General features: G+C 72.3%; 12 protein-coding genes. 6 read left to right on the top strand and 6 right to left on the bottom strand.

What is annotated here, in order from left to right; all coding sequences use genetic code 11:
* Nucleotides 1-40: 40 nt before the first annotated feature.
* The 6 genes from mtnA to ccrA all read right to left on the bottom strand — a co-directional run bounded on the left by mtnA (nt 41) and on the right by ccrA (nt 5,816).
* A complete protein-coding gene (gene mtnA, locus ACFF45_RS31575) occupies nt 41-1,054 on the bottom strand; it encodes an S-methyl-5-thioribose-1-phosphate isomerase (RefSeq protein ID WP_381350234.1) in 1,014 nt (337 codons plus the stop codon).
* A gap of 15 nt (nt 1,055-1,069) precedes the next feature.
* Nucleotides 1,070-2,428 carry a cytochrome P450 gene (locus ACFF45_RS31570; protein ID WP_381350233.1) on the bottom strand — a complete coding sequence of 453 codons (1,359 nt, stop codon included), beginning with the start codon at nt 2,426-2,428 and terminating at the stop codon, nt 1,070-1,072.
* Between the two features lie 79 nt (nt 2,429-2,507).
* On the bottom strand, nt 2,508-2,852 hold the full coding sequence (locus ACFF45_RS31565; RefSeq protein WP_381350232.1) for a tRNA-binding protein: 345 nt from the start codon (nt 2,850-2,852) through the stop codon (nt 2,508-2,510).
* Complete coding sequence (locus tag ACFF45_RS31560) at nt 2,849-3,523, bottom strand: ATP-dependent Clp protease proteolytic subunit (protein ID WP_381350231.1); 675 nt, start codon at nt 3,521-3,523, stop codon at nt 2,849-2,851. The genes ACFF45_RS31565 and ACFF45_RS31560 overlap by 4 nt, the downstream gene beginning before the upstream one ends.
* Nucleotides 3,524-3,633: 110 nt before the next feature.
* Nucleotides 3,634-4,239, bottom strand: coding sequence for an ATP-dependent Clp protease proteolytic subunit (locus ACFF45_RS31555; protein WP_381350246.1), 606 nt, complete (start codon nt 4,237-4,239; stop codon nt 3,634-3,636).
* 227 nt (nt 4,240-4,466) lie between these two features.
* Nucleotides 4,467-5,816, bottom strand: a complete 1,350-nt coding sequence (gene ccrA, locus ACFF45_RS31550; protein ID WP_381350230.1) for a crotonyl-CoA carboxylase/reductase — start codon at nt 5,814-5,816, stop codon at nt 4,467-4,469.
* A gap of 302 nt (nt 5,817-6,118) precedes the next feature.
* On the opposite strand from ccrA, the gene ACFF45_RS31545 reads away from it, so the two are divergent.
* The 6 genes from ACFF45_RS31545 to ACFF45_RS31520 all read left to right on the top strand — a co-directional run.
* Nucleotides 6,119-13,231: a non-ribosomal peptide synthetase gene (locus tag ACFF45_RS31545; RefSeq protein WP_381350229.1), complete on the top strand. Its 7,113-nt coding sequence runs from the start codon at nt 6,119-6,121 to the stop codon at nt 13,229-13,231.
* Nucleotides 13,228-14,412 carry an FAD-dependent oxidoreductase gene (locus tag ACFF45_RS31540; RefSeq protein WP_381350228.1) on the top strand — a complete coding sequence of 395 codons (1,185 nt, stop codon included), beginning with the start codon at nt 13,228-13,230 and terminating at the stop codon, nt 14,410-14,412. Before ACFF45_RS31545 ends, ACFF45_RS31540 begins: the two co-directional genes overlap by 4 nt.
* Nucleotides 14,409-15,758: a phthiocerol/phthiodiolone dimycocerosyl transferase family protein gene (locus ACFF45_RS31535; RefSeq protein WP_381350226.1), complete on the top strand. Its 1,350-nt coding sequence runs from the start codon at nt 14,409-14,411 to the stop codon at nt 15,756-15,758. Before ACFF45_RS31540 ends, ACFF45_RS31535 begins: the two co-directional genes overlap by 4 nt.
* 11 nt (nt 15,759-15,769) lie before the next feature.
* Nucleotides 15,770-16,642, top strand: coding sequence for an SDR family NAD(P)-dependent oxidoreductase (locus ACFF45_RS31530; RefSeq protein WP_381350225.1), 873 nt, complete (start codon nt 15,770-15,772; stop codon nt 16,640-16,642).
* Entirely contained in the window at nt 16,639-17,088 is a 450-nt protein-coding gene (locus tag ACFF45_RS31525; protein WP_381350224.1) for a nuclear transport factor 2 family protein, read from the top strand. Before ACFF45_RS31530 ends, ACFF45_RS31525 begins: the two co-directional genes overlap by 4 nt.
* A 100-nt stretch (nt 17,089-17,188) precedes the next feature.
* A partial coding sequence (locus tag ACFF45_RS31520; protein ID WP_381350222.1) for a beta-ketoacyl synthase N-terminal-like domain-containing protein occupies nt 17,189-20,790 on the top strand: 3,602 nt, incomplete at its 3' end.

Below are 20,790 nucleotides of genomic sequence, written 5' to 3'. Positions count from 1 at the left end.
ACCGCGCCGGGGGACGGGAGCCACCCGCCCTCCGTCCGCGTCACGTTCCGGAGTCCCTCGTGCGGGGACGGGAAACCGTCCTTTCCTCGGAGACCGTCGCCGTGATGAGGCTCGCGGGAGTGACGTCGAACGCCGGGTTGTAGACGGCTGCGCCGACGGGTGCCAGGGCGGTGCCCGCGCAGTGGGTGACCTCGGCCGGGTCGCGTTCCTCGATGAGGATGGCCGATCCCTCGGGCAGGGTCCGGTCCCAGGTGGATTCGGGGGCGACGACGAGGAACGGAATGCCGTGGTGGGCGGCCGCCACGGCGAGCCCGTAGGTGCCGATCTTGTTCGCCACGTCGCCGTTGGCGGCGATCCGGTCGGCTCCCACCAGCACGCAGTCCACCAGCCCGCGGGCCATGGCGGCCGCCGCGGCGGAGTCGACGCAAATGCGGTAGGGCACGCCCGCCTCGCCCAGCTCCCACGCGGTCAGGCGGCTGCCCTGGAGGAGCGGCCGGGTCTCGTCGACGAGCACTTCGGCCACACAGTCGCGTTCGGCCAGTTCGAGGATGGCTCCCAGCGCCGTCCCGCCCGCGGCGGTGGCGAGCCGTCCTGTGTTGCAGTGCGTGAGGATGCGCAGCGGACGCCTCTCCGTGAGCGACAGCACCAGGTCAGCCGCGCGCAGAGCCGCGGCACGGTTGGTCGCCGTGTCCTCCTCGATCATCGCCAGTGCCTCGGCCAGTACGGCGTCCGGACCGTCGCCGAGTCGGCCGAGCGCTCGACGGACTCCCCACTCGAGGTTGACCGCGGTCGGACGAGCCTGTGCGATACGGCTCGCGTCGGCTGTCACTGCCTCCGTGACACCGTTCCCCGTGGCCGTGCGCCGCAGTGCGGACAGGGCCACTCCCAGGGCGCCGGCCAGGCCCAGTGCGGGCGCCCCGCGAATGGCCAGGGACTGGATGGCGCCGATGAGTTCGTCCACCGTGACCAGCCGCAGCAGACGGTACTCTCCCGGCAACGCGCGCTGATCCACTGCGATGACGGCTTCGCCGTCCCAGCCCAGCGAGGTCTTCATCCGCGTTCTCCCTGGTCAGCGTGAGGTGAGACGTACTCGGACAGGGCCGGCGGCACGCATCGTCATCCCGAGTTCCAGCGGGATCTCGGTGTCGACCGCCGTCAGGGTGAAACGCTGGAGGAGGGTTGCCAGGGCGAGGGTGGCCTCCAGCATCGCGAAGTGCTGTCCGATGCAGGCCCGGGGGCCGCCACCGAACGGGAAGAACGCGTAGCGGGGGCGGTCCGCCTCCGCCTGCGGAGTGAAGCGCTCGGGATCGAAGGCCTCCGGGTCGTCCCAGTAGGCGGGGTGGCGATGTGTCACGTACGGGCTGACGTAGACGTCGGCGCCCGCGGGGATGCGGAAGCCGCCGATCTCCGTGTCGGTGACCGCCTTGCGGCCCATGATGGCGACCGAGGGGTAGAGCCGCAGCGCCTCCTTCAGCACCATCGTGACGTATGGCAGCCGGTCGAGGTCGCCGGCCGCCGGAGTCCGGCCGCCGAGGACCTCGTCGAGCTCGGTGTGGGTCCGCTCCTGTGCCTTGGGGTGCAGGGCCAGCAGGTGCAGGGCGAAGGCGAGCGCCGTCGCGGTGGTCTCGTGGCCGGCGAGCAGGAAGACGAGTACCTGGTCCCGCACCGCCTGGGCGTCCAGGACCGAGCCGTCCGCGTCCCGGGCTTTGACCAGCAGGGTCATCATGTCGTCGCCGTCGCCTTCCGGCGCCGTACGGGAGGCGTGCCGCTCGGCGATGATGCGGTCGCAGATGGCGTACAGCTCACGCTGGGCCGCGGCGGCGCGGCGGTTGGCCGGGGTCGGCCAGTTCCTGGGCGAGCGCAGCGGGTTGGCGCCTCGGTTCAGCACGTGCTCGCCCAGGACGGGGAAGCAGCGGCGGACCACATCCACCGTCTCGTCCAGGTCGGCGCCGAACAGGATGCGGGAGATGGCCCGCAGCGCGAACTCGGCCGTCTCCGAGGCGACGTCCACGGTCGCGTCGGGCCGGGCGGCCCAGCGGTCGGCGGTGGCCGCCGCCTCGGTGCCGATGGCCGCCGCGTAACCGTCGACGCGGCGGCGGGTGAACAACGGCTGGACGAGCCGGCGCTGGAAGAGGTACTCGTCGTCCTGACTCGTCAGCAGCCCGTTGCCTATGGAGGCCCGGATCTCGGCGTAGACGGAGTTGTCCTTGCGGAATCCGGCCGCCCGGGTGCCCAGGATCTGCTGCACCCCGTCCGGGGAGAACACCGCGTACAGATGGGCGCGCAGCCCTGGAGGGCCGACCGGGAAGCGCACGACGTCCCCGTGGTCCCGCTGGGCGCGCAGATAGGCCCTCACGGTGTCGTCGCGCAACTCCACCAGTGTGCCGAGCAATCCGCTCCCCGCCACCTGCGGGGCTTCCCTGGTCATGCCGACGCCTCCAGTCCTTGCACTTCCTTGCGCTACGGGATCGGGGTCGTGCTGTTGTGTGGCGCCGGCCGGTTCCGGTTCAGCCGACGACGTCTCCGGGCGTCGCCTCCGGGGCGGGGGACAGCAGGTGGACCAGACCGTCCGCCGTGTAGGACCCGAGCAGCAGGAACTCACTGGTCCGTCCGGCGATCCGCTTGTCGGGCAGGTTGATCACACCGACGACCAGCCGGTCCTTCAGCTCTCCGGACGAGTAGTTCGTGATCTGCGCACTGGTCCAGAGCACTCCCGCGGATCCGAAGTCGACCTGGACCCGGTAGGCCGGCTTGCGCGCCTCCGGGAAGTCCTGGACATCCAGGATCCGCCCCACCCGGAGGTCGGCGGAGAAGAAGTGATCGGCAGGGATCCGGTCCTTGCGGTCCTTCATCGCGTTCCGTTGTTCCGATCGTTCAGTGAGTTCTTGCGGTTGGTCAGTACGTGGTCGATCAGGCCGTATTCGACCGCCTGTTCGGCCGTGAGGATCTTGTCGCGCTCGATGTCCTGCCCTATCTGCTCCACCGGTCGGCCGGAGTGACGGGCGAGGATGTTCTCCACCAGCTCGCGCACGCGCTGGATCTCCTGGGCCTGGATCGCCAGATCGGAGATCTGTCCGCGCTCTCCCGGACTGTGCGGCTGGTGCAGCAGCACGCGTGACCCGGGCAGCGCCGCCCGCTTGCCGGGAGTGCCGGCGGCCAGCAGGACGGCCGCCGCGGAGGCGACCTGACCGATGCAGACCGTCTGGATGTCGGGCTTCACGAACTGCATCGTGTCGTAGATCGCCGTCATGGCGGTGAGGGAACCGCCGGGCGAGTTGATGTAGAAGGCGATGTCCCGGTCGGGGTCCATCGACTCCAGACAGATGAGTTGCGCCATGACGTCGTTGGCGGACGTGTCGTCGATCTCCGCTCCGAGGAACACGATGCGCTCCTCGTAGAGCTTGGAGTACGGGTCGTACTCGCGGGTTCCCTGTGCCGTGCGTTCGACGAACCGGGGCACTATGTACCGGGCTTGGGGCGGTGTACCGCCGAAGGTCAGGGCCGGACGATCGTGCAGGGCCATGGTCTGTTGTTTCCCTCGGGTTCGGGTGCGACTGCGGTGGCTGGGTGCGGTGGGCCCGGCGCGGCCCCCGACGTGCGACGGGGCGGTCCTCGCCGGGCCGTCGTCCGAGTTCAGGACACGTGCGTGCCACCGGCCCCGGGGACGCCCGAGGCCGACTTCATCACCGCGTCGATGAGCCCGTACTCCGCGGCCTCATGGGCCGTGAACCACTTGTCCCGGTCCGAGTCCTTGGTGATGGTGTCGACGTCCTGCCCCGAGTGCCGAGCGATCAGCTCCGCCATCTCGCGCTTGGTGCGCAGCAGTTGTTCGGCGTAGATCTTGATGTCACTGGCCGAGCCGCCGAGTCCGGCGGACGGCTGGTGCATGAGGATCTTGGTGTTGGGAAGGGCGTACCTCTTGCCCTTGGTGCCGGCGGTCAGCAGGAACTGGCCCATGGACGCGCAGAAACCCATGGCGATCGTCACCACGTCGTTCTTGATGTAGTGCATCGTGTCGTACACGGCCATTCCCGCGGTCACCGAACCACCGGGAGAGTTGATGTAGAGGTAGATGTCCTCATCGGATTCCGCGGCGAGCATCAGCAACTGAGCCGTGAGCTTGTTCGCGATGTCGTCATCGACTTCCTGACCGAGGAAGACGATGCGGTCGCGCAGGAGTCGGCTGAATACCTGGTCGCCCATTCCCATGCCGCTTATCCCGCCCTCGCCCCGCGGCATCCGCGAGGCCGGCGAATAGTCGCGCGCTAAGGTCACTGGACCTCCGAAGATCTTGGAGGCGACGCTTGCAGCAGCCGCCCGGAGTCTTTCTCGTGTCGTTGTGCCCGCCGCCCCAACACGCCCTGTGCAGAGGCGTTTTGGGCCGCGGCGGGAACTGTCTCGACGCTAACACGGCGGTCAGGGCCTGTCCTCGGATCCCTGGGCACTTCGCTGACAGCAGAGCATCGTCAGGCGGCGGACTCGGCCGCGTCCCGGAATCGAGTGATGGCCGAAACGTGCTGTGCCCGAAGCTCCGTATCGCTCACCCCCAGCCCCTCCCCGGGGGCCAGACAGAGGACGCCGACCTTTCCGTGGTGCCGGTTGCGGTGGACGTCGTACGTGGCCTGGCCGCTGTCCGCCAGCGGATAGACCCGGGACAGCGTGGGATGGATCCGCGCCTTGCAGATCAAACGGTTCGCCTCCCACGCCTCGCGGTAGTTGGCGAAATGGGACCCGATGATCCGTTTCAGTGACATCCACAGGTAGCGGTTGTCGTACTCGTGCACGTACCCCGTCGTGGACGCGCAGGTCACCACCGTGCCGCCGCGCCGAGTCACGTACACGGAGGCTCCGAAGGTGTCCCGGCCGGGGTGTTCCAGGACGATGTCGACGTCCTCGCCACCCGTGAGCTCGCGGATACGGCTGCCGAACCGCCGCCACTCGCGGGGGTTCTGCGTCCCGTCCGCGTTCCAGAACCGGTAGTCCTCGCTCGTGCGGTCGATCACCGCCTCCGCGCCCATCCTGCGGCACAGGTCCGCCTTGGCCCGGTCGGAGACCACGCAGACCGGCTGGGCGCCGCCGGCCAGGACGAGCTGGGTCGCGTACGAGCCCAGGCCCCCGGCCGCCCCCCAGACCAGCACGTTGTCGCCCTGCTTCAGGCCGGCGCCGTTGCGGCTGACCAGTTGCCGGTAGGCCGTGGAGTTGACCAGACCGGAGGCGGCGGCCTCCTCCCACGTCAAGTGGGCGGCTTTGGGCATGAGTTGGTTGGCCTTGACCAGAGCGATCTCGGCCAGTCCGCCGAAGTTCGTCTCGTAGCCCCAGATCCTCTGCTCCGGGTCGAGCATGGTGTCGTCGTGGCCGTCCGCGGACTCCAGTTCCACGGACAGGCAGTGTGCGACGACCCTGTCGCCCGGCCGCCAGGCGCGCACGCCCGGTCCGGTGCGCAGCACGTATCCGGCGAGGTCGGACCCGATGACGTGGTACGGCAGGTCATGGCGGCGCGCGAGCGGCGAGGTACGGCCGTAACGCTCCAGGAAGGCGAAGGTGGGCACCGGCTCGAAGAGGGCGCTCCACACGGTGTTGTAGTTGACGGAGCTGGCCATCACGGCGACCAGCACCTCGCCCGGCCCCGGCTCGGGGACCGGCACCTCGGTCAGGTGCATGGACTTGCGGGGGTCCTTGTCGCGCCTGTCGAGACCCGCGAAGAGTTCGGTCTCGTCCCGGCGCAGGGTGACGGCCCGGCACGACTCCGGAACGGGCAGTGCGGCGAAGTGGTCCGGGTCCGCCGCCTGAGTGACGGCGGCCAGTAACTCGTTCATGGACGCTCCTGTGGGCAGGGCGATCCCCATGGGGAGGGAACGGTCGGCCGATCCGCTCGAAGATTCTTCCCGACCGTACGTGCATTCCGCTACAGCCGCCCGAAAAAAAGATCCGCGGACTTCGCGCCGCCCACCGGAACCGACCAACCCGGTACGCCCTGTGGGGAATTGCCGTGGCTGGTACCGCGGCTACCAGGCTGCTGAATTTCTGGATGGCGCCCGACGTGCCAGGCAGAGTTCATCACCGCCGAACGGCGGCCGACTCCGGGAGCTGAGGGCAAGTCGTGACAGAGTTCATTTCCTTGACAGCTTATCAGCGCGATATCTGGGTGGCGCACGAGGTGTTTCCCAGCAGTCCGCAGTTCACGATCCACCTGAGTCAGCGATTTGTCGGGAACATCGATCACGAACGGCTGCTGGCCGCGCTGCGGCGTGCCGTACGGGCCAACGACGCCTTTCGGCTGCGGTTCGAGGAGCGGGACGGCACTCCGTTCCAGCGGACCGACGGATCACCGCCCGAGGTCCGGGTGGTGGATTTCTCCGGCGACGCCGACCCCCGGGCGGGCTGCGAGGCGTGGATCGCCGCCGAGTCCCAGCGGCCCTTCGACCTGCACGACGGGCCGCCGAGCCGGCCGGCGCTGCTCAAGGAGGGCGCCACCGCCGTCCGGGTCTTCCTCTCGGCGCACCACCTGATCACCGACGCCTGGGGGCTGCACCTGTTCTTCGACCAGGTCAGGCGGGAATACGCGGGCCTTCCCGTGGCCGGACCACCGAGCTTCGCGGACTGCGTCGCGGACGAGCGGCGCTATCGCTCCTCGGCCCAGCACGCCGAGGACCGGGAGTTCTTCCGCCGGACGCTGGACGCGGTCGAGCCCGCTCTGTTCCCGCGCCGCGCGCCGGCCGGCGCGCGGCGCAGCGCGCGTCACTCCTTCACGCTGCCGGGCGAGCTGACCGAGCGCGTCAGGGAGCGGGGCGAGACGCCGTTCGCCTTCCTCGCGGCCGCGTTCGCCGTCTACCTGTCACGCGTGCACGGGGCCAGAACGGTGGTCCTCGGCGCGCCGCTGTTCAACCGCAGGGGAAAGGACGAGCGGCGCGCGGTGGGGCAGTTCGCCAACACCCTGCCTCTGGTCGTCGAGGTGGGCGCGGACACGCCCTGGCGGGAACTGGTCGCCGCGGTGCAGCGCGACACGCGCGAGCTCCAGCGGCACGAGCGGCTCGCCTTCGGGGACCTGCTCGGCGACCGGCCGGGCCACGCCCGCCAGGTGTTCGACGTGACGCTGTCATACGTGCAGTGGCCGCAGGGCAGGCCGCTGCCCGGCCTGCGGGTCGAGTCGTCGGGGGCCACCAAGGCCCACGACCAGGACGCCCTCGCCGTCGTCGTCAACGAGCAGGGCGACACCGGCGAGGTCGTCGTGGACCTCGACTACGCCACCGACGTGTTCGACGCCGACTTCCCCGTCGAGGCGCTCGCCCGCCATGTGCGCACCCTGCTGCTCGGCGCGCTGGAGGACCCGGACCGCGCCGTCGCCGCCGTCCCGATGCTGGACGATCCCGAGCGCGCCGCGATGGTCCACGCGGTCAACGCCACGGACCGCCCCTTCCCGGACGACCGGACGCTGCACGCCCTGTTCGCCGACCAGGCCGCGCGCACCCCGGGGCGCACCGCCCTGGCCGAGGCCGCCACCGGCATCCGTCTCGACTACTTGGACCTGGACGCCCGCGCCGAGCGACTCGCGGCGGTCCTGCGCGCCGACGGAGTGGCCCCGGGCGACCGGGTCGCCGTGCTGCTCCCACGGTCGCGGCACACCGTGGTCGCCGTCCTGGCCGTGCTGAAGGCGGGGGCCGCCTATGTGCCTGTCGAGGCCGGCTACCCGGCCGAACGGATCGCCTACGTCCTCCGGGACAGCGGGGCCCGCACGGTGCTGACGGGCCCGGGGACGCCGCCGCTGGACGTGCCGGCCGGGGTCGTCGTCCGACGCGTGGACGAGGAGCCCGCCCCCGCCGGCCCGCCGCCGTCGCCGTCCGCACCCGCCGGCCCGGACGACCTCGCCTACGTCATCTACACCTCGGGATCCACGGGCCGGCCCAAGGGCGTCATGGTCGAACACCGGGCCGTCGTGAACCGGCTCACCTGGATGCAGCGCCGCTACCCCGTCGGTGCGGACGACGTGATCCTGCACAAGACACCGATCGCCTTCGACGTGTCCGTGTGGGAGCTGTTCTGGTGGGGCATCGCGGGCGCCCGCGTCGCGCTGCTGCCGCCGGGCGCGGAGAAGGACCCGCGGGAGCTGCTGCGCACCATCGCTGCCGAGCGGGTGACGGTGCTGCACTTCGTCCCCTCGATGTTCGGAGCCTTCCTCGCACTGCTCGACGCCGAGCCCGAGTCGCGCAGGCAGGCCGCCTCCCTGCGGCGGGTCTTCTGCAGCGGGGAGGCGCTGCCGCCGGAGCAGGTCGCCACCTTCCACCGGATCTTCGGCGCCGACGGCCCGAAGCTGACCAACCTCTACGGGCCCACCGAGGCCACCGTGGACGTGTCGTACCACGACTGTCCCCACGGCGCGCCCGTCGACCGGGTGCCCATCGGGCGGCCGATCGACAACCTGCGGCTGTACGTCCTGGACCGGTTCGGCGACCCGCAGCCGGCGGGCGCCGCCGGCGAGCTGTGCATCGCCGGTGTCGGACTGGCGCGCGGCTACCTCGGCCGGCCCGAGCTGACGGCCGAGCGGTTCACCCACGACCCGTTCGTGCCCGGGGAACGGATGTACCGCACCGGCGACCTGGCCCGCCGGCTCGCCGACGGCGCCCTGGAGTTCCTGGGACGCATCGACCGGCAGGTCAAGGTCCGCGGCAACCGGGTGGAACTCGAGGAGATCGAACACCGGCTCTCCCGGCTGCCCTCGGTGCGGGCCGCGGCCGTCACGGACCGCCCCTCGCCGGGCGGCGGCGTGCAGCTCGTCGGGTACTACGTCGCCGACGCCCCGATCGAGGACGCGGAGATCCGGGCCCGACTCGGCGCCGCCCTGCCGGAGTTCATGGTCCCGGCGCACTTCGTGCGGGTCGACCGCGTCCCGCTGACGCCCAACGGCAAACTGGACCGCGCGGCCCTGCCCGCACCCGTGCCGGACGGCGGGCCGGCCGCGCACGCCGCTCCCACGACGGACGTCGAGCGGGCCCTGGCCGAGGCGTGGGCCGAGGTGCTGGGCGTGGAACGGGTCGGCGTCCACGACGAGTGGTTCGCGCGGGGCGGCGACTCCCTGCTGCTGCTCAGGGTCCGGGCGGCGGCCGAGCGGCGCGGGCTCGGCCTGACCCTGGCCGACATGGTCCGCCACACCACCGTGGCCACTCAGGCGCCGTACGCCACCGCGGGGCGTGCGGACGCTCTCCCCGAGCCGTTCGAGCTGGTCACCGGCGCCGACCGGGCCCGGCTCAGCGACGAGGGCCTGGTCGACGCCTTCCCGGTGACCCGGCTCCAGCTCGGCATGATCTACCACAGCCGAGAACAGGCCGGCTCCCCGCTCTACCACGACGTCTTCCACTACGCGTTCGCCCTGGACGCCGCCGACTGGGACGAGGCCGCCTTCCGCGCTTCCTTCGACCGCCTCGTCGCCCGGCACGCGTCCCTGCGCTCCGCCTTCGACCTCACCGGCTGCTCGGAGCCCCTGCAGACGGTACGGGCGGAGGCGACCGGCGGTCTGCGGATCGTCCACGTCACCGATGCCGACGCGGACCCCGTGATCGCCGCCTGCGTCGCCGAACGGCGCGTCCACCGCTACGACTTCGAGCGGCCGCCGCTGTACGAGTTCCGGACCCATGTCCGCCCGGGACGGCTGGACCTCGTGCTCAGCTTCCACCACGCGATCCTGGACGGCTGGAGCGTGGCCGTGCTGGTCCGCGAGCTGTTCCAGGACTACCTGCACGGGCTGGACGCCGGCCTCGCGCCGGTGGACGACACACCGCTGCCGTCGTTCGCGGCCTACGTCCGTTCCGAGCGCGCCCGCCTGGAGTCGGCCGCCGACCGCTCGTACTGGCAGCGGCTGCTGACCGGTGCCGAGCCCGTCCGGCTCGATCCGTACGTGCCGCACGAGCCGCCCCGGAAACCCGAGGTGATCGTTCGGCACGTCGAACTGCCCGGCGAACTCACCCGCGCACTGGAGGACTTCACCCGTCGGCACGCGGTGCCGATGCGGCTGCTGATGTTCACCGCGCACTGCCTGACGCTGCGGTTGCTCACCGGTTCCCCGGACGTCACCACCGGTCTGGTCACCCACGGCCGGCCCGAGGTGGCCGGAGCCGACGGCATGACCGGACTGTTCCTGAACACCATGCCGTTCCGGCTGGAGAAGCTGGAGAGGACCGACGGCTCCTGGCTCGACGTGGTGCGCGCGGTGGTCCAGCAGGAACAGGAGTCCTTCCCGCACTCGGCCTACCCGCTCAGCGCCATCCAGACCGACCTGGGCGGCCCGGTCACCGAGACCGCCTTCAACTTCGTCCGGCTGCACACCCTGGAGGCGGTCCTCGGGCACGGGAAGCTGTCCCTGATCGACCTCGCCACGTACGAGGAGACCACCCTCGCGCTGCTGGCCAACGCGATCGTGGACCCCCGCGACGGGCGGACGCTGCGGCTCAGGTTCGACTGCGACGGGCGGTCGTTCAGCCCGGGGCAGGCGGACCGGCTCGCCGCCGTCTTCCAGCAGATCCTCGGCCGCATGGTCGAACAGCCGGACGAGATCGTGGACTTCACCTTCCTGACGGACCCGCTGCCCGCGCCCGCCGTGCTCCCCGACCCGGTGGACGTGCTCACCCTCGTCGACGAGCAGATACGGCTGCGGACCGACGCGGCAGCCGTCACCTTCGGCCCGGTCACCTGGACCTACGAGCGGCTGGGCCGGGCCGCCGACCGTGTCGCCGCGGAACTGGTCGGGCTCGGCGTTCCCGTCGGAGCGCCGGTGGGCATCGCGATGGACCGCTCTCCCGAGACGGTCGCCGTGGTACTGGGCGTGCTGCGCGCCGGAGCGGTCTGCCTGCCGCTCGACGTGTCCTACCCGGCGGAGCGGCTGGCGCGCATGATCGAGCGGGCGCGGCCGTTCCGGGTGGTCGCCCACACGCGGCACGCCGGACTCGTACCGGATCCGGCGCTGCTCCTGCCCGCGGAGTCCCTGGCCCTGACGGGACCCGGCGACGACGGGCCCACGGCGGGCGCGCATCGCCGGGTCGGCCTCGACGACCTCGCCCTGCTGCTGTTCACCTCGGGCTCCTCCGGTGAGCCCAAGGGGGTCGAGCTTCCGCACCGTCTGTGGGCCAACTACGTGCGCTGGCAACTGGACGCGGCCACCGCGGCGGCGGGGGACCGCACGCTGCAGTTCGCGCCGCTCAGCTTCGACGTGTCCTTCCAGGAGATCTTCTCCACCCTCGCCGGCGGCGGCACCCTGGTGCTGGTCTCCGAACAGGACCGGCGCGACCCGTCGGCGCTGCTGCGGCTGCTGGAGGAGCAGCGCGTCAGGCGGGCCTTCCTGCCGTTCGTCGCGCTCCAGCAGCTCGCGGACGCCTCCGGGGAGCTGGGCCTGCGCCCCTCGCACCTGTCGGTGCTGGTGTCCTCCGGCGAGCAGCTGAGGGTGACCGACGAGATCCGCCGCTTCTGCTCGGCCCTGCCCGGCACGGTCCTGGAGAACCAGTACGGGCCGACCGAGACCAACCTGGCGAGCTCCTTCGTGATGACCGGCGACCCGGCGGGCTTCCCCGCGCTGCCGCCGATCGGCCGGCCCATCGGCGGCGCGGAGATGTACGTGCTGGACGAGCGGCTGCGGCCGGTCCCGCCCGGAGTGCGCGGGGAGATCCTGCTCGGCGGGGCCTGCCTCGGCCGCGGCTACCTCGGACGCCCGGACCTGACCGCCGAGCGTTTCGTCACCGCGCCCTGGGGGGCCCGGCTCTACCGCACCGGCGACCTCGGCCGCACCCTGCCCGGCGGTGACGTGGTGTGGCTGGGCCGCGCCGACGACCAGGTGAAGGTGCGGGGCTTCCGCGTCGAACCCGCCGAGGTGGAGCTGGCCATCAGGGCACTGGACCAGCCGGGGATCGAGGAGGCCGCCGTGGTGGCCCGCCGCCGGGACAGCGGGGACTCCTCTCTGGCGGCGTTCCTGGTGGGCACCCCCGGGACGGTCGATCTGGCCGAGGTGCGCAGCCGGCTGCGGGCCACCCTGCCCGACCACATGGTGCCCTCCCACTTCGCCTGGCTGCCCGCGCTGCCGCTCACCCCCAGCGGCAAACGCGACGACGCCGCCCTGCGCCGCCGTCCTCTCCAGAGCGCTCCCGCAGCCGGACGCACCGCGCCCCGGGACGCCCACGAGCGTGCCGTGGCGGACATCCTGGGCGAACTCCTCGGCATACCGGCTCCCGGCGTCGACGACGACTTCTTCGAACTCGGCGGCACCTCGCTGACCGCGATGCGGCTGATGGTGGCCGTGGAGAAGCGGTTCGGGGCGCGTGTCCCGCTCGCCGCGTTCGCCACCGCTCCGACCGTGGCGGCGCTGGCGGCACGGCTGCGCTCCCAGGACGCCGTCGCCGCCTTCGACGCGGTGGTGCCGATCCGCACCGAGGGGTCCGGACGACCGCTCTTCCTCGTCCACCCGCTCGGCGGCAACGTCCTGTGCTACGTCCGGCTCGCCCGGCACCTGCCCGACGACCAGCCGGTGTACGCGCTCCAGGCGGCCGGCACCGAACCCGGGACCGAGCCGGTCGAGACGATGAGCGGCATCGCCCGCAGCTACATAGAGGCGATCCGCCGGGTCCAGCCGGAAGGCCCCTACCGGCTGGCCGGCTGGTCCTTCGGCGGCTTCGTCGCCTTCGAGATGGCCTGGCAACTGCACGCCTCGGCGCAGGGGCAGGTGGAGCAACTGGTGCTTCTCGACTCGATCGCGCCCGATCCGGGGGAGCGGCCCGAGGTGGCCGACCGAGCGATGCTCGAATGGTTCTTCTGGGAGCTGATCTGGGTCGACCGCGGCGGTGACGCCCCCGTCGAACCGCTCCCCGGCACACTGCACAGCGACGAGGACCGCCTCGACTTCATCGCCGACCGTGCGGCCGCCGCCGGCATCCTCGCACCCGCCACCGCACGCTCGGCGGTCCGCCGGCTGTTCCGCGTCTACAAGGCCAACTGGGCGGCGCTGCGCGACTACCAGCCGGGCCCCTTGCCGGTCGACGTCACCCTCGTCAAGGCCACCGGGGAGCTGCCCGACGCGCTCAAGCCCATGCACGGCGCCGCCCGCACCCTGCACCGGGACCCCCTCAACGGCTGGTCCACCCTCACCAGCGGCCAGGTCCGTCTGATCGAGGTACCGGGCGACCATCTGAGGCTGCTCGACGAACCGTACGTCCAGCAAGTGAGCCGGGCCCTCACGGAAGAGAGGCTACCGAAGTGACGCCACGTCCCCCTGTCCGCGCCCTGGTCGTCGGGGCCGGCATCGGCGGCCTCACCGCCGCCGCCACCCTGCGCAGCGTCGGCGTCGACGTCGAGGTGTACGAACGGGCGCGGGAACTCAAACCGGTCGGCGGCGCGCTGTCGCTGATGTCGAACGCGGTACTGGCCCTGCGGACCCTCGGTATCGATCTGAGGCTGGAGGAGACCGTGGAGATCCTGGAGCAGCTGCACTTCCGCACCCGGCGGGGCAAGCTGATCCGGACCTTGGAGTTCACGGACATCTGTGACCGTCTGGGCGCCCCCAGCTTCGGCCTGCACCGCGCCGAACTCCAGCGTCTGCTGCTGGAAGCGGTGAAGGACGTCCCCATCACGCTCGGCGCCCGGGCCACCCGCTTCCAGGCCGACGACGACGGCGTGAGCGTGTTCTTCGCGGACGGCACCGAGGCCCGCGGCGACGTCCTGATCGGCGCGGACGGCTTCGACTCGGCGATCCGCCGCTGCCTGGTCGGCCCCGAGACGCCCTACGAGCCCGGATACATCTGCTGGGTCGCCACCCCGCACCTGACCCACCCCGCCATCCCGAAGCAGTACGGCGCCCACTACTGGGGCCGGGGCCGCCGGTTCGGCATCGCCAACATCGGCAAGGGCCAGGTGTACTGGTGGGGCACCAAGAACATGCCCGCCGCGCGAGCCCGTGACTGGCAGGGCACACGAGCCGAGATCGAGCGGACGTACGCCGGCTGGGCTCCGGAGGTCGTGGCGTGCATCCGCGCCACCCCCGAGGACCAGATCACCGCCTTCCCGGCCCGGGACCGGCCCTTCCTGGAACGCTGGGGCGAGGGCCGGGTCACCCTGCTCGGCGACGCGGCCCACCCGATGATGACGAGCCTCGGCCAGGGCGCCGCCATCGCCATGGAGGACGCCGTCGTCCTCGCCCGTCACCTGGAGGGCGCGACCGACCTGCCCGGCGCGTTGCGCGCCTACGAGCGCGCCCGGCTGCCCCGCACCCGGAAGACCGTCGCCGCCGCCCGCTCCCTGAGCGCACTGGAACAGACCGAGGCCTGGCCCCAGCTGCTGGGGCGCCGGCTGTTCTTCACCTTCGCGCCGCGCTCGGTGCTCGACAAGCAGAACATCGAACTCCTCGACTACCACGGCGTCGTCGCCGCGGAGGTGAACCGGTGAAGCCCGCCGAAGAGGTCGCACGGCCGCTGACCCCGCTGGAGCGCTGGTACTGGATCTGTGACCAGATCTCCCCGCTCAACGTCATCGGGCACGTCCGCGTGCGAGGACGGCTCCCCGAGGAGGTGCTCGGCCAGGGCCTGGACGCCCTCCAGGCCCGCCACCCCCTGTTGCGGGCCGCCATCCGTGCCGAGGCCGACGGCAGCAGGCCGCACTTCGTGCCGGTCGCCGGCCGGCCCATCCCGCTGCGCACCGTCGCCGTGCCCGAGGGCGAGGAGACGGGGGAGCCGCGCTGGCAGCGCGAGCTGAACGAGCGCGAGTTCAGCGAGCCCGTCGACTGGGCCACCGGCCCGCTCGTCCGGGCCGTCGCGATCTCACGGGGCGAGGTCCACGACCTGATCATCACCGTTCCGCACTGTGTCGCGGACGGGACGACCGTGCTGAGCCTGCTGCGCCAGTGGCTGCACCTCGCGGCCCGCTGCCAGACCGGTGAGGCGGGCGGGGGCGAGGTACACGAGCCGGCGCGCGCCCTGCCGGGACCCGAGGGACTGCTGCCCCCGGAGTACCGGGGCCTGAAGGGGGCGGTCAAGGTCGCCGCGCAGCTGCTGGCCGACCAGTCGGCGGCCCGGCGGCTCAAGCCCAGCCGTCTGGAGCCGAGCCGCAGCGTGCCCTTCCCGCAGCGCACCACACGGCTGATCCACCACGAACTCGACGGGCCCGGGGTGGACAGCCTCGCCCAGGCCTGCAAGCGCGAACGCACCACGGTCCACGGACTGCTGGCGGCGGCCATGGTGACCGCCGTCGCCGAGGACGCCGGCACCGGACCCGGCCACCTCACCATCGGCTCACCGATCACCTTCCGCGAGGCCCTGGAGCCCGCCGTGACGGACGACGAACTCGGCACGTACGTCGCCACCGTGCCCTCCGTCGTCGCCTACCGGCCGGAGCAGTCACTGTGGCCCATGGCCCGGACCATCAGCCGCGACCTCGCCCGCCGCCGCAACCGCGGCGAACACCTCACCGCCATCGCGACCATGGGATTCGTCGCCCCCAGGACCGTCGCCAAGAGCGACCGGTTCCTGCGCTTCATGGAGGACAAGGGGCCCATCACCCTGTGCCTGTCGAACCTCGGCCGGTTCGACTTCCCCGACAGGATCGGCCCGTGGCAGGTCAGCGACGCCGAATTCGTCACGGGCCTCTCGGTGAACGCGTACTTCGTGGCCACCGTCAACACCAGCCACGACCGGCTGGCCTGGAACTTCACCCACGTGGACCAGGCCGTCCCCCGGGACCGCGCCGCACGCCTGGCCGACGCCAGCGTCGAGGCCGTGCTGGCCTCCCTCACCTGACAGGAGCCCTCATGTCCACCCGAATCCCCAGCCCCCGCGGGCGCGCCGTGGTCGTCACCGGGGCCTCCTCAGGCCTGGGCAAGGCGTGTGCCGAGTACCTGGCGGCAGCAGGTTTCAGGGTCTTCGCCGCGGTGCGCAAACCGGGTGGCGAGCCGCCCCGCCCCCGAGTGGAACAGCTCGTCCTCGACGTCACCGACGCGGCGTCGATCGCCGCCGCCGAGGACGTCGTACGCGACAGGGTGGGCGACACCGGTCTGTGGGGACTGGTCAACAACGCCGGCATCTGCGTTCCGGCGCCCCTGGAGTGCCTGCCGCTGGAGGACCTGCGGCGACAGCTGGAGACCAGCGTCGTCGGCCAGGTCGCCACCACCCAGGCCTTCCTGCCGCTGCTGCGCGACGCGGGGGGCCGCGTCGTCAACATCACCTCCGGACTCGGCAACGTCGCCATCCCCTACCTCGGCGCCTATGCCGCCGCCATGTGGGCGAAGGAGGCGTTCAGCGACGCCCTGCGACGGGAGGTCGCCCCGAGCGGCGTCCGGGTGAGCGTCGTCCAGCCCGGCGCCATCCTCACCCCGATCTGGGACAAGGTGTCCGACACCGGCACCCGCATCCTCGACGCCGCTCCGGAGCGGTTGAGGGAGCTGTACCAGGACACCTTCCCGCGCTTCCTGCGGAGCAACGAGCACAGCGCGCGCACCAGCAGGACCACCCAGGAGGACTTCGCCCGGACCGTGCTGCGCGCCCTGGCCGACAGCCGGCCGCGCACCCGGTACGCCGTCGGCCGTGACGCCGCGGTGGGCCGCGTGCTCACCCGGCTGCTGCCCGACGCGGCGCTCGACCGGGCCTTCCGTTCCCTCGTCACCCCATCAGGAGGAACCCTGTGACCAACCCCGCGCCCGACAAGCTCAAGGAGACGTTCACCACGAGCCTGGCGTTGCTCCAGGAGGGCCGCGTCGAGGAGTGGATCGCGCTGTTCGCCCCCGACGGCGTCCTGGAGTTCGTCTACGCCCCGCCCGGCTTCCCCACCGTCATGCGCGGCGCTGACCAGCTGCGCGCCCAGATGAGCGTGATGCCGCAGCAGCTCAGGGTCGAGTACGGCGAACCCGTCTTCCACGCCGTCACTCCCGAGGGAGTGCTCGTCGCCGAGTTCCCCGGCGACTGCACCCTGCTCGCCACCGGCGGCCGGTACCGGCAGGACTACCTCTCCGTCGTCCGCTTCGACAACGGCCTGATCACGCACTACCGCGACTTCTGGAACCCCTGGCTGCCCATGGCGGCGGTGGGCGGCGAAAAGGCCTGGAACGAGGCGCTGCAAGCACTCACCGGCTGAGCCCCGCCACCGGCTGCCCGGCGACCGCGACCCAGGCGGCGCCGGGCACCGGCGCGACACGAGACACCCGCGACACGAACGACGAGGGACGAAGGCAGGCATGAGCGACACCACCAGGACCGTTGCCACCCCGGACGAGCCCATCGCGGTCATCGGCATGTCCTGCCGGCTGCCGCAGGCCGACGACCCGGCCGCCTTCTGGCGACTGCTGCGCGACGGTGTCGAGGCCGTCGGTGAAACCCCCGCCCACCGCTGGGACCCCGCCGCTCTCGGTTCCGCCGATGCGAGCGCCCTCTCCCACGGAGCGTTCCTCGACCACGTCGACCGCTTCGACGCCGCCTTCTTCGGCATCGGCCCCGCCGAGGCGACCGCCATGGACCCCCAGCAGCGCCTCGTGCTCGAACTCGCCTGGGAGGCGCTGGAGGACGCCCGCATCGTCCCCGACCGGCTCGCCGGCTCCAGCACCGGCGTCTTCGTCGGCGCCATCTGGGACGACTGGTCCCGCCTGATGCACGGACACGGCCCCGGCGTCGCCGGCCAGTACGGCCTCACCGGCACCCACCGCGGCATCATCGCCAATCGCGTCTCCTACGCCCTCGGCCTGCGCGGCCCCAGCCTCACCCTCGACAGCGCCCAGTCCTCCTCCCTGGTCGCCGTGCACGCCGCCTGTGCCAGCCTGCGCAGCGGCGAATCCACCCTCGCCCTCGTCGGCGGCGTCAACCTGAACCTGCTCCCCGAGTCCGCCGCCGCCCTCGGCCGGCTCGGCGCGCTCTCCCCCGACGGTCACGTCCGCCTCCTCGACGCCGACGCCGGCGGCACCGTGCGCGGCGAGGGCGGCGCCCTCGTCGTCCTCAAGCCGCTGCGTGCCGCCCTCACCGACGGAGACCGGGTGATCTGCGTCATCCGCGGCAGCGCCGTCAACAACGACGGCGCCACCGACGGCCTCACCACCCCTGACCCCGACGCCCAGCGCGCCGTGATCCTCGCCGCCTGCCGGCGTGGCGCCGTCGACCCCGCCGACCTCCAGTACGTCGAACTCCACGGCACCGGCACCCCCGTCGGCGACCCCGTCGAGGCAGGCGCGGTCGGCCGCGCCGCCGGAGCCGGCCGCGCCGACGACCCCCTGCTGGTCGGCTCCGTGAAGACCAATCTCGGCCACCTCGAAGCCGCCGCGGGCATCGTCGGCCTCCTCAAGGTCGCCCTCAGCCTCCGCCACCGCGCCCTGCCGCCCACCCTCCACCACGTCCGCCCCCACCCCGACGCCCGGCTCGACGTCCACCACCTGCGCGTGCGGACCGAACACGGGCCCTGGCCCCACCCTGAGCGGGAGCTGATCGCGGGCGTCAACTCATGGGGCATCGGGGGCACCAACTGCCACATCGTGCTCTCCGAGGCACCGGCCGCCCAGGAGGCCCCGGCACCGGCGACGGACGGAATGCCGCGCGTCTGGCCGGTGTCCGCCCGTACCGAGACCGCCCTGCGCGCCCAGGCCGACCGCCTGCACACCCACCTCACCGACACCGACCCCGAGGCCGGTCCCGACCAGGTCGGCCACGCCCTCGCCTTCACCCGCACCGCATTCCGCCGCCGGGCCGCCGCCGTCGGCACCACCCGGGCGGAGCTCCTTGACGGACTGCGCGCCCTCGCCGCCGGAACGGCCTCTCCGCACCTGGTCACCACCGGCGCACCGGCCACCGGCCCGGCCCCCCTCGCCGTGCTCTTCGGCGGCGGAGGCAGCCAGCGCCCCGGCATGGGCGCCGAGCTGTACGCGGTCCACCCGGTGTACGCCGCCGCCTTCGACGCCGTCTGCGACGAACTCGACCGCCATCTCCCGCGCCCGGTCCGCCCGTTGATCTTCGCCGAGCCGGACACCCCGGAAGCCCGGCTGCTGGACCGCACCGACTTCGCCCTCCCCGCGCTGCTGGCCGTGGAGGTCGCCCTCTACCGCCTCTACGAGAGCTGGGGCACGCGCCCCACCCACCTCACCGGCCACTCCATGGGCGAGCTGACCGCGGCCCACATCGCCGGCGTCCTCACCCTGCCCGACGTCTGCGAACTCGCCGTCGCCCGCGCCCGGCTCATCCAGTCCGCGGCCGGCGGTGCCATGGCCGCCGTCCAGGCCTCGGAGGACGAGGTGCTGGCCGCCCTCGACGAGTTCTCCGCCGCCGTGTCCGTCGCCGGTGTCAACGCACCCGACTCCACGGTCATCTCCGGCGACGAGGACGCCGTCCTGGAGTTGTGCGCACGGTGGCGCTCCCGGGGACGCAAGACCAAGCGCCTGGCGGTCACCGTCGCCGGCCACTCCCCGCACATGGACGGCATCCTCGACGAGTTCCGCACGGTGGCCCGCCGGCTGACCTACTCCCCGCCCCGCATCCCGGTCGTCTCCAACGTCACCGGCACCATGGCCACCGCCGGCCAGCTCACCGACCCCGAGTACTGGGTCCGCCACGTGCGGGAGCCCGTCCGTTTCGCCGACGGGGTGCGCACCCTGCACTCCGAGGGCGTCACCACCTACCTCGAACTCTCCCCGAGCCCCGTCCTGGCTCCCGCCGTCGGCACCTGCCTGGACGGCGAGGAGCGCAGGCCGGTCGTCGTCACGACCCTCCAGCGGGACCGCGCCGACGCGCTCGGCGCGGCAACCGCCCTGGCCGCCCTGTACACCGCCGGTCATGACGTCGACTGGTACGCCGTCCTCCCGCACGGCACCCAGGACTGCGATCTGCCCACGTACGCCTTCCAACGGCGTTCCTACTGGCCGCAGTTCGACACCACAGCCCGTACGGATCGTGCGGCGTCGCACGCCGCGGGGCCCGCGCGGTCGATGGGGGCCGAGGAGGCCGAGGAGGCCGGGGAAGGGCACCCGCTGGCAGGGCTGCGCGCAGACGCCCTGCGGACCGCCGTACGCGACCTCGTCGAGACGGCCGTCACCGCGGTGGTGGGCGAGGACGACGACGAACCGGAGGGGCGCCCCGGTGACGGCCGAGGCGCACACCGGACGTTCAAGGACCGGGGCTTCACCTCCCTGCGCGCCGTCGAGATGCGCGACCGGCTGGAGGCGGCGACGGGCCTGCGCCTGCCGTCCGGCCTGCTCTTCGACCACCCCACCGTGGACACGCTCGTCGAACACCTGTGCCGCACGCTGGCCGGGGGCGATGAGGTGCCGGCGGCGGCGGTGGTGGGTGAGGCGGTCGCGGTGGACGAGCCGCTGGCGATCGTGGGGATGGCGTGCCGGTTCCCGGGCGGGGTCCGTGGTCCCGAGGAGCTGTGGCGTCTGGTGGCCGAGGGCCGGGATGTGGTGGCCGGGTTCCCGACGGACCGGGGTTGGGATCTGGAGGGTCTGTTCCATCCGGATCCGGAGCACGGGGGGACGTCGTATGCCCGTGAGGGGGGCTTCCTCGGGGATGCGGCGGAGTTCGACGCGGAGTTCTTCGGGATCAGTCCGCGTGAGGCGTTGGCGATGGATCCGCAGCAGCGGCTGCTGCTGGAGACCGGGTGGGAGGCGCTGGAGCACGCCCGGATCAACCCCCAGACGCTGCGCGGCAGCCGCACCGGGGTCTTCACCGGCGTCATGGACAACGACTACGCGTCCCGGGTCACCAAGCCACCGGCGGGACTTGAGGGCTACCTGGCCAACGGCAGCTCCAGCAGTGTGGCTTCGGGCCGGTTGGCGTATGTCTTCGGGTTCGAGGGTCCGGCGGT

It is taken from the genome of Streptomyces cinereospinus (genome assembly GCF_042430725.1).
Lineage (GTDB): Bacteria > Actinomycetota > Actinomycetes > Streptomycetales > Streptomycetaceae > Streptomyces > Streptomyces cinereospinus.
The sequence above is the reverse complement of the archived record's forward strand: the minus strand, read 5'-3'. Positions and strand labels throughout refer to the sequence as shown.

Bases quoted from the DNA above. Each gene is read 5' to 3' on its own strand.
- mtnA (WP_381350234.1), bottom strand. From the start codon at position 1,054: ATGAAGACCTCGCTGGGCTGGGACGGCGAAGCCGTCATCGCAGTGGAT.
- ACFF45_RS31570 (WP_381350233.1), bottom strand. From the start codon at position 2,428: ATGACCAGGGAAGCCCCGCAGGTGGCGGGGAGCGGATTGCTCGGCACA.
- ACFF45_RS31565 (WP_381350232.1), bottom strand. From the start codon at position 2,852: ATGAAGGACCGCAAGGACCGGATCCCTGCCGATCACTTCTTCTCCGCC.
- ACFF45_RS31560 (WP_381350231.1), bottom strand. From the start codon at position 3,523: ATGGCCCTGCACGATCGTCCGGCCCTGACCTTCGGCGGTACACCGCCC.
- ACFF45_RS31555 (WP_381350246.1), bottom strand. From the start codon at position 4,239: ATGCCGCGGGGCGAGGGCGGGATAAGCGGCATGGGAATGGGCGACCAG.
- ccrA (WP_381350230.1), bottom strand. From the start codon at position 5,816: ATGAACGAGTTACTGGCCGCCGTCACTCAGGCGGCGGACCCGGACCAC.
- ACFF45_RS31530 (WP_381350225.1), top strand. From the start codon at position 15,770: ATGTCCACCCGAATCCCCAGCCCCCGCGGGCGCGCCGTGGTCGTCACC.